Annotated in this window: 11 protein-coding genes; all 11 read left to right on the top strand. The window is 66.5% G+C overall.

The features are described from left to right. The first annotated feature begins 422 nt into the window (after positions 1-422). The 11 genes from uvrA (at position 423) to I2H31_RS11380 (ending at position 13,810) form a co-directional block, all read left to right on the top strand. Positions 423-2,957 (top strand): excinuclease ABC subunit UvrA, encoded by a 2,535-nt coding sequence (gene uvrA / locus I2H31_RS11430; protein ID WP_196293160.1) that lies wholly within the window; start codon positions 423-425, stop codon positions 2,955-2,957. Positions 2,958-3,096: 139 nt separating this feature from the next. Further along, positions 3,097-3,735 (top strand): class I SAM-dependent methyltransferase, encoded by a 639-nt coding sequence (locus I2H31_RS11425; protein WP_196293159.1) that lies wholly within the window; start codon positions 3,097-3,099, stop codon positions 3,733-3,735. 186 nt (positions 3,736-3,921) lie between these two features. Further along, positions 3,922-5,397, top strand: coding sequence for a M48 family metallopeptidase (locus tag I2H31_RS11420; protein ID WP_196293158.1), 1,476 nt, complete (start codon positions 3,922-3,924; stop codon positions 5,395-5,397). A 36-nt stretch (positions 5,398-5,433) separates the two neighbouring features. Continuing rightward, positions 5,434-7,014 carry a DUF6770 family protein gene (locus I2H31_RS11415; protein WP_196293157.1) on the top strand — a complete coding sequence of 527 codons (1,581 nt, stop codon included), beginning with the start codon at positions 5,434-5,436 and terminating at the stop codon, positions 7,012-7,014. A 196-nt stretch (positions 7,015-7,210) separates the two neighbouring features. Beyond that, complete coding sequence (locus tag I2H31_RS11410; protein WP_196293156.1) at positions 7,211-8,638, top strand: phytoene desaturase family protein; 1,428 nt, start codon at positions 7,211-7,213, stop codon at positions 8,636-8,638. Positions 8,639-9,220: 582 nt separating this feature from the next. Then, entirely contained in the window at positions 9,221-9,586 is a 366-nt protein-coding gene (locus I2H31_RS11405; RefSeq protein ID WP_196293155.1) for a hypothetical protein, read from the top strand. A gap of 47 nt (positions 9,587-9,633) precedes the next feature. Continuing rightward, positions 9,634-11,001 (top strand): TrpB-like pyridoxal phosphate-dependent enzyme, encoded by a 1,368-nt coding sequence (locus I2H31_RS11400; RefSeq protein ID WP_196293154.1) that lies wholly within the window; start codon positions 9,634-9,636, stop codon positions 10,999-11,001. 21 nt (positions 11,002-11,022) lie between these two features. Beyond that, positions 11,023-11,478, top strand: coding sequence for a hypothetical protein (locus I2H31_RS11395; RefSeq protein WP_196293153.1), 456 nt, complete (start codon positions 11,023-11,025; stop codon positions 11,476-11,478). Between the two features lie 63 nt (positions 11,479-11,541). Next, positions 11,542-12,078: a hypothetical protein gene (locus I2H31_RS11390; protein WP_196293152.1), complete on the top strand. Its 537-nt coding sequence runs from the start codon at positions 11,542-11,544 to the stop codon at positions 12,076-12,078. Beyond that, on the top strand, positions 12,078-12,281 hold the full coding sequence (locus I2H31_RS11385; protein WP_196293151.1) for a hypothetical protein: 204 nt from the start codon (positions 12,078-12,080) through the stop codon (positions 12,279-12,281). The genes I2H31_RS11390 and I2H31_RS11385 overlap by 1 nt, the downstream gene beginning before the upstream one ends. Positions 12,282-12,364: 83 nt before the next feature. Further along, positions 12,365-13,810, top strand: coding sequence for a T9SS type A sorting domain-containing protein (locus I2H31_RS11380; RefSeq protein ID WP_196293150.1), 1,446 nt, complete (start codon positions 12,365-12,367; stop codon positions 13,808-13,810). Positions 13,811-14,071: the final 261 nt, after the last annotated feature.

Genomic DNA, 14,071 nt, shown 5'->3' with positions numbered 1-14,071 from the left:
CAATAATTTATAATTTATTTAAGCCTGTTCCAAAAAAAGGAATGATTTCCAAAAAACGGAATAATCATAATTTTTGGGCTCAATTAATGATTCGCTAAAAAACCAAAGTGTAGTTCTGATGAAGAACCGCATTAGCTTCCTTTTTTGGGAATCGCAGAAAAAAATGAAAATATTTTTCTTTCCCGTTCTCGCGCTTAGCTGAATTGAGCTGCTGGCCCCGATGGCCGGGCATGGGTGGGAACGGCTGGTAAGCCGATAGTACCCCATGCGGAACTCCGGCCGCGCCGCAATAACCGTTTGCAAATGCCGGCCGTTAGCCCCACAGTTCGGCATCTGTCCGGGCCCGCTTCCCAGGCGGCCCGGCCAGATGCCACCGCTCGCCAGCAACGGCTGGCGAAACTTCTCCTTGTGACATTCAGCAAATGAAAAACAAGCTTTCTGCGGCCAATGAAGGCGGTTTCACCGGCTTCGTGCGCGTGCGTGGTGCCCGCGAGCACAACCTCAAGAATGTCGACGTCGACATTCCGCGCGATGCCTTGGTGGTGTTCACCGGCGTGTCGGGCTCGGGCAAGTCGAGCCTAGCGTTTGGCACGCTTTACGCCGAAGCCCAGCGGCGTTACCTGGAGTCGGTGTCGCCCTACGCGCGGCGGCTGTTCCACCAGATGGCGGTGCCCGAGGTGACGGCCATCGACGGGCTGCCGCCGGCCGTGGCCTTGCAGCAGCAGCGCGGCGCGCCCAGCACCCGCTCGTCGGTGGGCTCGGTCACCACGCTCTCGAATTTGCTGCGGATGCTGTATTCGCGGGCCGGCGACTACCCGACCGGCCAGGGCATCATCTACGCCGAAGCCTTTTCGCCCAACACCGCCGAGGGCGCCTGCCCCACCTGCCACGGCCTGGGCCGCGTGTACGAGGTGACCGAGCAAAGCATGGTGCCCGACCCCACGCTCACCATCCGGGAGCGGGCCATTGCGGCCTGGCCCCAGGCCTGGGGCGGCCAGAACCAGCGCGACATATTGGTGAGCATGGGCTACGACGTGGACACGCCCTGGCAGGACCTGCCCCAAAAGGACCGGGACTGGATACTCTTCACCGAGGAGCAGCCGGTGCTGCCCGTGTACCCCGGTTACTCACCCGAGCAGACGCAAAGAGCCATCAAGCGCCGCGAGCCGCCGAACTACATGGGCACCTTCACAGGCGTGAAAAAGTACGTGCTGCACACCTTCGCCACCACCCAAAGCGCGCTGATGAAGAAGCGCGTGGCCCAGTACATGCTGGGCTCCGACTGCCCCACCTGCCACGGCAAGCGCCTGCGGGTGGAGTCGCTGAGCGTGAAGTTTGCGGGGCTGGACATTGCCGAGATGTCGCGGCTGCCGCTCAAGCGGCTGGCGGCGCTGCTGCAGCCCTTCGCCGCGGGCAAAACCGCCGGCCACCTCGCGCACCCGGAGCAGGCCATCGTGGCCCGGCGCATTGCCGAGGACCTGGCGGCGCGCCTCACGGTGCTGCTCGATTTGGGTTTGGGCTATTTATCGCTGGAGCGCGGCACGCCCACGCTCTCGCCCGGCGAGCTGCAGCGCCTGCGGCTGGCCACGCAGCTGTATTCCAACCTGTTCGGCGTGGTGTACGTGCTCGATGAGCCCTCCGCCGGCCTGCACCCGGCCGATACCGAGGCGCTGCTGAAGGCGCTGGCCGGCTTGAAAAGCGCGGGCAATTCGTTGTTTGTGGTGGAGCACGATTTGGACGTCATCCGCCAGGCCGACTGGCTGGTGGACGTGGGCCCGGCCGCTGGCGAGAAGGGCGGCGAAATCCTCTACAGCGGCCCGCCGGAGGGCCTAAATAAGGTAGCCGCTTCCCAGACGCGGCAGTTTCTGTTCGATGCGCCCGCGCTGCCCGACCAGCCGCCGCGCACGCCCACGGGCTGGCTGAAGCTGGCCGGCGTGACGCGCAACAACCTCGCCCGGCTCGACGTGCAGTTTCCGCTGGGCGTGTTCACGACCGTCACGGGCGTGTCGGGCTCGGGCAAGTCCAGCCTCGTGAGCCAGGTGCTGGTGGAGTTGGTGGCCGAAAGCCTGGGCCAGGAAATCAGCCCCGAAGAAGAGGAAACCGACCCGCTGGCCCCGCCCGCGCCAGCTACGCTCGGCGGCCAGATTACGGCCGGTTTGGAAGGCATCAAGCGGCTGGTGCGCGTCGACCAGAAGCCCATTGGCCGCACGCCGCGCTCCAACATGGCCACTTACACGGGTTTGTTCGACCACGTGCGCAAGCTGTTCGCCGCCACGCCCGATGCCAAAAAGCGCCGCTACGACGCCGGCCGCTTCTCCTTCAACGTGGCCAAGGGGCGCTGCGAAAACTGTTCCGGCGAAGGCTTCGTGATGGTGGAATTGCTGTTTCTGCCCAGCGTGTACGCGCCCTGCCCGGTGTGTCACGGCGCCCGCTACAATGCCAAAACCCTCGAAATCCAGTACCGCGGCCGCAACATCGCCGAAGTGCTGGGCCTGACCGTGGACGATGCCTGGGAGTTCTTCGCCGACGAGCCGGCCATCTTCCGCGCCCTCACGGTGCTGCGCGAAGTGGGCCTGGGCTACCTGCGCCTCGGCCAGCCCGCCACCGAGCTCAGCGGCGGCGAGGCCCAGCGCATCAAGCTCGCCACCGAGCTGCAGCGCATCGGGCGCGGCAATACGCTCTACGTGCTCGACGAGCCCACCACCGGCCTGCACCCCTCCGACGTGGAAAAGCTGATGATGCAGCTCGAAGGCCTGGTGGCCGCCGGCAACACCGTCATTGTGGTGGAGCACGACATGCGCGTGGTGGCCGGCTCCGACTGGGTGCTGGACATTGGCCCCGGCGCGGGCGAGGAAGGCGGGCGCGTGGTGGCCGCCGGCCCGCCAGCCGAGGTAGCGAAGGTGCGCGAGAGCCGCACGGCGCCCTACCTGCGGCAGTTTTTGAAATCGGCTCGGTAAAGGGTCGAAATAAAGCTAGCCGTCATGTCGAGCTGGTCGAGACATCTCGCGTGCCACCACTAATCCTTTGATTACTGCCCCGAGCGAGATGTCTCGACCAGTTCGACATGACCGTTCTCTTATTCCCTCTACTTCCCACATGGACCCCAACGACGACCTTCCCGCCAACCTCTTCCGCCGCCAGGATGAAACGCCCGACGCGGAATTTTATCACCACCCGCGCTTCGTGACGCATATCGACGCGCCCGCCGTTGCAGCCGTTACGCAGCTCTACCGCGAATACTTTCTGCCCGATACCGCCCTGCTCGACCTGATGAGCAGCTGGGTGAGCCACCTGCCGCCCGAGGTGCCCTACCGCCGGGTGGTGGGCCTGGGCATGAACGTGGCCGAGCTAAAAGCCAACCCGCGCCTGGCCAGCTTCGTGGTGCAAGACCTTAACCAGCAGTCCATCCTACCTTTTTCCGCTGCCGAATTCGACGGGGCGGCCATCTGCGTGTCCGTCGATTACCTCACCCAACCCGTGGCGGTGCTGCGCGAGCTGGCCCGCGTGCTGCGGCCCGACGCGCCGCTGGTCATCACCTTCTCCAACCGCTGCTTTCCCAGCAAGGCCATTGCTGCGTGGCACGCCCTCGACGACCACGGCCACCTCGCGCTGGTGCGCCAATACCTCACCGCGGCCGGCGGCTGGCACGCCATCGAACTGCTCGACCGCAGCCCGCAGCCACCCGGCCGCTCCGACCCGCTATTTGCGGTGGTAGCCCGAAGAATTTCCGCCTGACAGCCCCTCAACCTCCCCAGCATTTCCAGCAGCAGGCCCACTGGCAAGGGCTCATAAGCCCCTCACAGCCAGAACCAGAAAATACCGCCCGGCCAGGATTCCCGGTTAGGATTATAGCAATGCGTCGTTCTACCTTTGGTTCGACCAATTGCCTTCTTTTCCGAAATCTTAGTTTCCGGCGTCTTTATGCGTCTCTTTATTTTGCTGGCCCTGGTGGGCGGCATGTTGGCTACCCCGGCCCTGGCGCAGCAGGCGCCCTACCTGCCCTACTACTCGCCGGACACCGTGCGGGTGCACGAGATGGCCGTGGCCCACCGCGCGGCCGTGCAGAAATACCTGGTAACGCCCAAATCGGTGAGCGGCGAGTACAAGGACCACTACAAGCGCATTGCTCAGGAAGCGTGCGCCGACGTGTACAACACGGTGCGCTACTCGGCCCTCGTCGACCCCGTGCTGAACCCCTACGCGCAGCGCGTGTTCGAGCAAATCCGGAAGGCCAACCCCCAGCTGCCGGCCGTGCAGCTGGTGCTCAGCCGCAACCCCGAGCCCAACGCCCACGCCGTGGGCAACAGCACCGTGATGCTGAACGTGGGCCTGCTGGCCCGCCTCGAAAACGAAAGCCAGCTGGCCTACGTGCTCTGCCACGAGCTGGCCCACATCCAGTACGGGCACATGGAGCGCGGCCTGCGCGAGCAGCTCACCAAAATCCACAGCAAGCAGGTGCGCAAGGAAGTGAAGCGCATCGTGGCCGACGAGTACAACATCAGTTCGAAGCTGAAGGCGCTGGCCCTGGGCCTGTCGCTGAACAGCACGTTCCACCACCGCAAATACGAAAAGCAGGCCGACTCGCTGGGCTACGCCCTGCTCCGGCGCACCAGCTTCGACCCGAAGCAGGCCTACCGCGTGCTGCAGCTGCTCGACAAAATCGACCAGCCGCTCTCGCCCGAGCCCCTGCCGCTGGGCCAGACGTTTGGCTGCGCCACTTCGCCCTACCCGCTGCCCGAGGCGCCGGCCAAGTCCAAATCCATCTTCACGGTGGCCGCGCCCGTCCAAACGGTGCTCGAAACCACCGACACCCTCAAGTCGCACCCCGACTGCGCCAAGCGCATGCGCTACCTCAGCGAGCTGGCCCACGGCGAGATAGCCGACGCCCCGGCCGCCCCGGCGCCGGAGTTTGCCCGCATCGTGGCCATGAGCCGGCTGGAGTCGGTGCAAAGCTGGTTCGACTACGATTGCTACGACCACGCCCTGTTCGAGGCCCTGCAGCTGCTGCGCGAGGAGCCCCAGAACGCCTACCTGCGCTCGGTGGTGACGCTGAGCCTGTACGAGCTGCGCGAGCACCTGCTGAAGCACGATTTCTACGAAGTGGTGGGCAACGTGTCGAAGCATCACCCCGAAAATTTCAACCAACTACTCACCACGCTCTACGCCTGGAAGGCCGACGACTACAAGGGCCTGCTGGCCTGCTTTGCCCAAAACGGCAGCCCTGCGGCCCCCACCAACGAGTACGCCCTGGCGGCCAACTACGCGGCTTCGGCCCTGGCCGGCGAGCCCGGCGCGGCCACCCTGAAACAGCAGTACCTGGCCAACTACCACGACGGCAAGTTTGCGAAGCTGCTGTTTCCGAAGCCGGCCGCGCCCACCAAGAAATCCATTCATTAATCATTCCGCTTATTTCTCACCCCTACTTCCCCCTTCATGTTTGTTAAACAAACCCTGCTGGCTGCTACGGTGGCGCTGGCGGTTCCGGCGGCGCTGCACGCCCAAACCCAAACCCTGGACAACATCTCGCGCGTCTACCGCACGGCCATCGAGCCGGTGTATGCCGGCAACGAGGTGAAAGGCTACGTGACCTACACCAAAGGCGACAAGGCCGACAAGAAAAACGACAACTTCCTGCTCGATTTCTACGACCAGGACCTCAACAAGGTGTCCAACATCACCTTGCAGAAGCCGGCCGGCAAGTATTTCCTGCTGCGCAACGCCTTCAACGGCTCGGCGTTTGCGATGTACTACTACAACTCGAAGGAGAAAACGCTGGAGCTGGAAACCTACGACACCAGCCTCAAAAAGCTGGGCTTTAAAGCCATTGGCGACCTGAACCGGGGCGACATGATGGCCACCCAGCAGTCGTTTATGACGCAGGGCAACGACGGCGAAGGCGGCGGGGGCCTGATGGGCGGCATGACCCTGTTTCCGGTGCCCAACTTCGGCTTCGTGCGCAACAGCTACGAGGGCATGATGAAGGGCTACAACCTGCAGATGTACGACGACAAGCTGACCCCGCGCTGGCGCCTGAGCTCCGACCCGAAGTCGAAATTCTACGAAACGGTGAGCCTGACCCAGGCCGTGGACAAGTACATTCTGGCCACCGTGCTGCGGCGCGACGGCATGATGTCGAAGAAAATCAACGCCTTCATGGTGGCCATCGAGTCGGCCACGGGCAAGAAGGTGTTCGACGTGCCGGTGGAAACCACCAACACCGAGCAGCTTTCGCTCAGCTCGTTCACCTTCGACCCCGTGAAGCGCGAGTTCGTGGCCGTGGGCGAGTTCTACAAGCTCAACGACAAGCCGTTTGTAAACAAAAGCCAGGGCTTTTTCATCAAGCGCTTCAGCGAAGCCGGCAAGCCGGTGGCCGTGAAAAACTACGGCTGGCACAACGAAGTGGCCGCCCTGATGCCCGCCGAAGCCCGCCCCAGCCAGGAAGACGGCTTCGTGAACTACACGCAGTCCATCGTGCGCGGCTCCAACGGCAAGACCTACATCGTGGCCGAGCAGTACAAAGTGGTGGGCGACGGCCTCGGCATTGCCCTCACCGCGCTGGGCGGCGGGGCCTCGGTGTCGAAGGGCAAAATCGCCAACATGCTGGTGTTTGCCCTCGACCCCGACTACAAGCTCACCGACATCAAGTTTTACCCCAAAGACCCCTCCGTGGCCTACGTGCCGCCCGGAGCCGGCCTGATGGGCACCGGCCTGCTGGGCATGTACTTCCGGCAGTCGGGCCAGTTCGACTACCAGTTCACCCAGAAAAACGACGCCAACTCGCAGTTCAACGTGGTGTACATCAACTACGACAAGGAGAAGGGCGAGGCCACCAAAAAGGTCATCGGCAACGTGGCGTTTGGCGACAACGGCCAGTTCAAGGTCGACAAGATTGACGGCACCAGCAACGCCACGGCCTCGTTCCTGTACCCGGCCAAGCCCGGCTACGTGATGCTGGTGGACTACCTCAAGAAGGAAAAGAAAATGGGCATGAAGCTCGTGAAGCTGAACATCTAAGCGGCGGTGGTTCCGTTTGAGAAGAAAGGCCCGGCAGATGCCGGGCCTTTTTGCGTTTTTACCGCGGCGGTTTGCTGAATGGCTGGCTTGTGAGCCCGGGCCCCATAACCCGCTGCTGCCCCCGGCGGTATTACCCCCAACGCCGGGGCCCGGAAAGCCGCGGCGGCCTGTCCCCTCACCCTTACACTTCCCCCGCGTGACCAAACGGGATTTTGACGCCGTCGTGGTTGGTTCGGGCCCGAACGGGCTGGCCGCCGCCATCACGCTGCAGCAGCAGGGCCTGTCGGTGCTGCTGCTGGAGGGCAAGGACACGGTGGGCGGCGGCCTGCGCACGGCCGAGCTTACCCTGCCCGGCTTCCGGCACGACGTGTGCTCGGCGGTGCATCCGCTGGCGGCCGGGTCGCCGTTTTTCCGCACGCTGCCGCTGGCGGCCCACGGCCTGGAGTTTCTGTACCCGCCCGTGGCCGCGGCCCACCCGTTTGCCAACGGCACGGCCGCCGCGCTGCACCCCTCTCTGGACGAAACTGCCGCCCGGCTCGGGGCCGACGCCGCCGCGTACCGGCAGCTGGTGGGGCCCGTGGCGGCGGACTGGCCGCAACTGGCGCCGGCCATTCTGGGCCCGCTCCGGCTGCCGGCGCACCCGCTGGCCCTGGCGCGGTTTGGCCTCAAGGGCCTGCTGCCGGCCCAGCGGCTGGCCCGCCACTTTGCCACGCCCGAAGCGCGGGGGCTGTGGGCGGGCATGGCGGCCCACGCGCAGCTGCCGCTGGGCCACATGGCCACCTCGGCCATTGGGCTGGTGCTGCTGGCGCTGGGGCACGCGGGCGGCTGGCCGGTGCCCAAAGGCGGCTCGCAGCAAATTGCGGCGGCCCTCGCGTCGTACTTCACCTCGCTGGGCGGCCGGATAGAAACGGGCTTCTACGTGAAGTCTTTGCGCCAGCTGCCCTCCGCGCACGCGGTGCTGCTGGACGTGACGCCCCGGCAGCTGCTGGCCATCGCGGGGCAGCAGCTTTCGGCGCTGTATAAGTGGCAGCTGGGGCGCTACCGCTACGGCATGGGCGTGTTCAAAGTCGACTGGGCGTTGGCCGAGCCCATTCCGTTTGCGGCGCCGGAGTGCCGCCGCGCGGGCACCGTGCACCTGGGCAACACGCTGGAGGAAATAGCGCACGCCGAGCACCTCACCTGGCACGGCCACCACCCGGAGCGGCCCTTCGTGCTGCTGGCCCAGCAAAGCCTGTTTGACCCGACGCGGGCCCCGGCGGGCCAGCACACGGCCTGGGCCTACTGCCACGTGCCGCACGGCTCGCCGCGCGACATGACGGCCGCCATCGAGCAGCAAGTGGAACGGTTTGCGCCGGGCTTTCGGGAGCGCATCCTGGCCCGCCACACCATGGGGCCGGCCCAGCTGGAAGCCCACAACCCCAACTACGTGGGCGGCGACATCAACGGCGGCGTGCTCGACATTGGGCAGCTGTTCACGCGGCCGGTGCTGCGCCTGTCGCCCTACCGCACCTCCGCCAAAGGGCTGTACCTCTGCTCGTCGTCGACGCCGCCCGGCGGGGGCGTGCACGGCATGTGCGGCTACCACGCGGCGCGCCGGGCCTTGCGCGACGTGTTCGGCCGGTAGTTGCGGTGCTTTCGCTGAGGAATAAATTCAGGTCGGCGGCCGCCACGCTGCTGGAGTAGTTTCCCACCGGCAGGTTGCTGGTTCAGGCCACCCTTGTTCCCAGCCGTGGTGCGCACCGTGGTCAGCACCGTTTCGCTGGGTCGGCAAGCGGTGGTTGGTGGGGTTGAAGGTGACGGTGCGGCCCGCCACAACGGCCGGCCCTGCCTTGTGCCCGCATGGCGGCCGAACACCAGCCCGGCAAAGCCCGGAGCGGAAACCGGCCAGCCGTCGCGAAGCAGATGGAGTGAAAAGGTGCACGGCATCAGGGGGAGAAGAGTGGCTAAGCAGGCGCCCGACGCAGAAGCAGCTGTTGCCGAGCGGCGAAAAGCCCGCCACGGGCCAGGCAAGCCGGTTGGGGTGGCCGGGTGGCCCGGCGGCCGGCGTGGCGCTCAAGCCGTTGCGGGCATTCGTCAACCGGGGCCGGGCGCTGGTCAAGTGGGCCTTGGGGGCCGGCCAGGCAGCCGGGTATGTTTGGCTCGCCGCTGCTGCAAAGGCACTGCCGGCTGGCCCGGCGCTCCCCTCCACCTTCTATGCTTTTTGCCCATGAAAGTCTTCCTGCTCTTGTTGCTTTTGCTGCTGGCCCGGCTGTTTGGCCACCCGGCCGCCGCGCAGAACCATGCCGCGGCGGCCGTCGATTCGGTGACGGCCACGGTGGCGGCCCAAACCACTTATCTGGCCGATGCCCTGCGGCTGAGTGCCCACCAGCGCCAGCGTGTGGCCGTGCTGCTGCGGCGGCAGCTGCGCTGGCCGGCCCGGCCCGTGCCGCCCGCGGCGTGGCTGCGGGTGCTCACGCTGAACCAGTACCAGGCCTGGCAGCACGCCAGCACTTTTTCGCCCGGGCTGTGCCGGGTGCGCCTGCCGGCCCCCGCGCCGCCCACCGCCGCGCTGCTGGCCGGCGGGACCTACTGAGCTTTTTATCAATTCACCCTTCTTCCCTTGCCCCTTCTCTCTTTGCCATGGACACCAAGAAAATACTGCTTCCCGAATCTGAAATCCCCCGCCAGTGGTACAACATTGTGGCCGACATGCCCACCAAGCCGCTGCCGCCGCTGCACCCCGGCACCCACGAGCCCATCGGGCCCGACATGCTGGCCCCGCTGTTTCCGCCGGCGCTCATCGAGCAGGAAGTCAGCCAGGAACGCTGGATTGACATTCCCGAGGAGGTGCGCGACATCTACCGCATCTGGCGGCCCACGCCCCTGATTCGGGCCACCGGCCTGGAAAAGCTGCTCGACACCCCGGCCCGCATCTACTACAAGTACGAGGGCGTGAGCCCGGCGGGCTCGCACAAGCCCAACACAGCCGTGCCCCAGGCCTACTACAACAAGCTGGCCGGCACCACCAAAATCACCACCGAAACCGGCGCCGGGCAGTGGGGCTCGGCCCTGAGCTTCGCCTGCCAGCACTTCGGCCTGGCCTGCGAGGTGTACATGGTGCGGGCCAGCTACGACGGCAAGCCCTACCGCAAAATCATGATGAACACCTGGGGCGCCGACGTGTACCCCTCGCCCTCTATCCGCACCGCCGCCGGCCGCGGCATCCTGGCCGCGCACCCCAACTCGCCGGGCAGCCTGGGCATGGCCATTTCGGAAGCGGTGGAAATGGCCGTGCACGAGGAGCACACCAAGTACGCGCTGGGCTCGGTGCTCAACCACGTGCTGCTGCACCAGACCATCATCGGGCTGGAAACGGAAAAGCAGCTGGAAATGGCCGGCCACTTTCCCGATGTCATCGTGGCCCCGTTCGGCGGCGGCTCCAACTTTGCGGGGCTGGGCTTCCCGTTTCTGCGGCATCATCTCGCCGAGGGGAAAAAAGTCCGCTGCATTGCCGCCGAGCCTACTTCCTGCCCCAAGCTCACCCGCGGCGTGTTCCGCTACGACCTCGGCGACGCCGTGGGCATGACGCCGCTGCTGCCCATGTACACGCTGGGCCACAACTTTGTGCCGGCGCCCATTCACGCCGGCGGGCTGCGCTACCACGGCGCGGGCGCCATCGTGAGCCAGCTGTTGCACGACGGCCTGATTGAGGCCCAGGCCCACGACCAACTCACCTGCTTCGCGGCGGGCGTGCAGTTTGCCCGCGCCGAAGGCATCATTCCCGCGCCCGAGGCCAACCACGCCATTGCCACCGTCATCAAGGAAGCCCAGCGCTGCAAAGAGGAGGGCCGGGCCGAAACCATCGTCTTCAACCTCTGCGGCCATGGCCACTTCGACATGGCCGCCTACGAGCAGTACCTGGCCGGCAACCTGGTCGAGCACGAGGTCACGCAGCGAGAAATCAACCAGTCGCTGGCCCTGCTCACCACCCCGCTGATTAACGGTTGAGGCGGCTCCCTCGATTTGCTGGTGGAGGAATGCGACGACCTCGCCGTCAAGGTGCTGCTGCGCCAGCATGCCCGCCACGCCGGCATTCCGCTCCTGATGGACACCAGCGACCGGGGCATGCTCGACGTGGAACGCTTCGACCTGGACCCCGACTACCCCCTGCTGCACGGCCGCCTGCCGGAGGACGTCGGCTACGAGCACCTGGCCGGCCTGCGCACGGCCGCCGAAAAGCTGCCCTACGTGCTGCGCCTGCTCGACTATGACCACTTGTCGGACCGGCTGAAAAACTCGCTGGCGGAAATTGGCCGCACCATCACCACCTGGCCCCAGCTCGGCACCGACGTGATGCTGGGCGGGGCCGTGGCGGCGGGCACGGCCCGCCGCATCCTGCTGGGCGAGCCCATTGGCTCGGGCCGGCACTATTTCGACCCGGGCCGCCAGCTGTGCCCGGCAACCCCGTTGCCCATCGCCGCCTGATACTACCCGGCACCGGCCGCGGCCCGTTTGCGGCCCGCCCTTCACCTTCATTCCTGCTTTCTGATGAACCCTGACTATCATCTCACCGCTTTTTGGGCCATCGACGAACCTGCCGAAGCCCTGGCCTTCTACCACGGCCACCAGCGCGTGCTGCAACGCCACGGCCTGGAAGCCGTGGGTAGCGGCGGCCCCGACTGGCTCGGCGACCCCAACGTGTTGGTGGTGCTGGCCCGCGACGCCGAGGGCAACCCGGCCGGCGGCATCCGCCTGCATCGCTCCCGGCCCGGCCGGCCCCTGCCGCTGGTAGCCGCGCTGGCTGCCGCGCACCCCGACATTCTGCCCGTGCTGGCCCCGGCGCTGCTGCTGGGCGCGGCCGAATCCTGCGGCCTGTGGGTAGCGGCCTGGCACGGCCGGCGGGGCCTGCCCCAGCTGCTGGTGCGCTATTCCGTGGCCCTGGCCCCCGGGTGGCGCCCTGCCTGTACGGCCTGGCCGCCCCGCACACCATGGCCATGTCCCGGACCCTGGGCTTCGAGCCGGTTCGCCACTTTGGCCAGCAGGGCAGTGTGGCGTACCCTACGCCAAAGTACCAATCCACGCTGATGGAGTGGCGCCCCGGCACTGCCTTTTCCCTGGCCGATGCCGGGCAGCTGGCCCGCATCTGCAGCCTGCAGGCGCAGCCCGCCCAGCTGTGCTGCGAGCAGGCGGGCGGCCAGCAAGTGTGGGTGCGCTATATGTCTGCCTTTGAAAGACGCTTCATAGAAGCCGGCGTTTCTGCAGGACAATACCTGCAGCAGGCCGCCTGATTTTGCCAGCCCGGGCCCGCCCTGCATTCTCTCGCCTTTGCGCCGTTCGGGCAGCTGCCTTCCACGCTAATATGTTACTGTATATGAAAACTTTACTCTCTTGCCTTGCGCTGGCCGCGCAGCTGCTCCCGCGTCCCGCCGCCGCTCAGATGCTGGCCAACAACGGCCTGCTGCAGGTGCAGCCCGGCACCCGGCTCTACGTGGCCGGCAGCGTGCTCAACACCGCCGGCGGCACCCTCGCCAACGACGGCACGGTGGAAACGACCGGCGACCTGACCAGCACCGGCGGCCTGGGCGGCAGCGGCCAGCTGCGCTTCAGCGGCAGCCAGGACCAAACCCTGACGGCCCCCGCCGGCACCACCCTGGCCAGCGTGACGGTAGACAATGCCGGCGCGGCCGGCAGCAACCGCCTGCTCGTTCCGCAAAGCCTGACCATCGGCAGTGCCCTCACGCTCGTGGCCGGCCTGGTGCGCACCGCCGCCAGTGCCACCATCAGCCTGCCCGATGGCGCGGTGCTGGCGGGCGAAGCCCCCGGCCGCTACGTGCAGGGCCACCTGAAAATAACCCGCAACGCCGTGCCCGGCCTGGTGGACTTCGGCCACGGGGTGCGGCTCGACGGCACGGGCCAGGCCCTGGGCGCGGTGAGCGTGACCCGCAGCGCGGGCCTGCTGGCGGCGGGCCAGAGCCACGGCACCAACCTGGGCGGCACCACCAAAGGCATCGACCGCATTTGGACCGTGGTGCCCACCAACCCGCCCAGCAGCCCCGTGCCCGTTAGCCTGAGCTGGCTCCCCGACGACGACAACGGCCTTGCGGGCTTCGCCCAGGCCCGCCTCTGGCAAGCCGCCACCAACGCCGGCCCCTGGGTTTCGGCCAGTGCGGGCACCAACGCGGCGGGCCGCGCCCTCACCCAGAGCGTGGCCTCGCTCGGCACGTTCACCATCAGCAACGCGGCCAACCCGCTGCCCGTGGAGCTGACCAGCTTCGACGCCCAAGCCCTCAACGCCGATGCCCAACTCACCTGGACCACGGCTTCGGAGAAAAACAACGACCGGTTTGAAGTAGAAGCCAGCGCCGACGGCCGCGCTTTTCGGCGCATTGGCACGGTGGCCGGCCAGGGCAGCCCCGCCCAGCCCCGCACCTACCGCCTGCTGGATGAAAACATTGCCCGCTACGCCGCCCAGCTGGTGTACTACCGCCTGCGCCAGGTGGATGCCGATGGCGCGGCCCACCTCTCGCCGGTGCGCACCGTGCAGGTGGCCGCCACGGCGCCGCTGCACGCCGCCGCCTGGCCCAACCCGTTCGCGGGCGCGGGCACCAGCCTCACGGTGCACCCGGCGGCGGCTGGTGCGGCGGAGCTCACGCTGCACGATGCCCAGGGCCGGGTCGTCCTCAGCCGCCGCCAGGACCTGGCCGCTGGCAGCAGCACCCTGGCTTTGCCCGAACTGGGCCGGCTTCCCAGCGGCGTGTATGTGCTCACCGTTCAGCAAAGCGGCGGCGTAGTCCGCCTGAAAGTGGTGCGCGAATAAGGCTGGAAAACGGGCCAGCGGCCGCTTCGCCGTTGGCTTGCCAGGAGCTAGCCTAAGCGGTAAAATGGCGCTGAATCCCTTGGCAAACGCCTCCGGTCCTGAGTGGCCGGGGGCGTTTGCCGGTTTTGCCGGGGCTGGGCTGCCGGAAGCTGCCGCGTTGGGTGTGCTCCGACGGCGTGGCTCGGGCCGGGCAATGTAGCCACACAGCCACCCGCCTGCCCTTAAGCGAATGCCTTCATTCATCAACTCATTCCGGGCATT

The organism is Hymenobacter ruricola (assembly GCF_015694525.1).
Lineage (GTDB): Bacteria > Bacteroidota > Bacteroidia > Cytophagales > Hymenobacteraceae > Hymenobacter > Hymenobacter ruricola.
The sequence above is the reverse complement of the archived record's forward strand: the minus strand, read 5'-3'. Positions and strand labels throughout refer to the sequence as shown.

What these genes read in the sequence shown, in the direction of transcription:
- I2H31_RS11380 (WP_196293150.1), top strand. Translation starts at nt 12,365, where the DNA reads ATGAAAACTTTACTCTCTTGCCTTGCGCTGGCCGCGCAGCTGCTCCCG.
- I2H31_RS11415 (WP_196293157.1), top strand. Translation starts at nt 5,434, where the DNA reads ATGTTTGTTAAACAAACCCTGCTGGCTGCTACGGTGGCGCTGGCGGTT.
- I2H31_RS11385 (WP_196293151.1), top strand. Translation starts at nt 12,078, where the DNA reads ATGGAGTGGCGCCCCGGCACTGCCTTTTCCCTGGCCGATGCCGGGCAG.
- uvrA (WP_196293160.1), top strand. Translation starts at nt 423, where the DNA reads ATGAAAAACAAGCTTTCTGCGGCCAATGAAGGCGGTTTCACCGGCTTC.
- I2H31_RS11405 (WP_196293155.1), top strand. Translation starts at nt 9,221, where the DNA reads ATGAAAGTCTTCCTGCTCTTGTTGCTTTTGCTGCTGGCCCGGCTGTTT.
- I2H31_RS11390 (WP_196293152.1), top strand. Translation starts at nt 11,542, where the DNA reads ATGAACCCTGACTATCATCTCACCGCTTTTTGGGCCATCGACGAACCT.
- I2H31_RS11425 (WP_196293159.1), top strand. Translation starts at nt 3,097, where the DNA reads ATGGACCCCAACGACGACCTTCCCGCCAACCTCTTCCGCCGCCAGGAT.
- I2H31_RS11400 (WP_196293154.1), top strand. Translation starts at nt 9,634, where the DNA reads ATGGACACCAAGAAAATACTGCTTCCCGAATCTGAAATCCCCCGCCAG.
- I2H31_RS11420 (WP_196293158.1), top strand. Translation starts at nt 3,922, where the DNA reads ATGCGTCTCTTTATTTTGCTGGCCCTGGTGGGCGGCATGTTGGCTACC.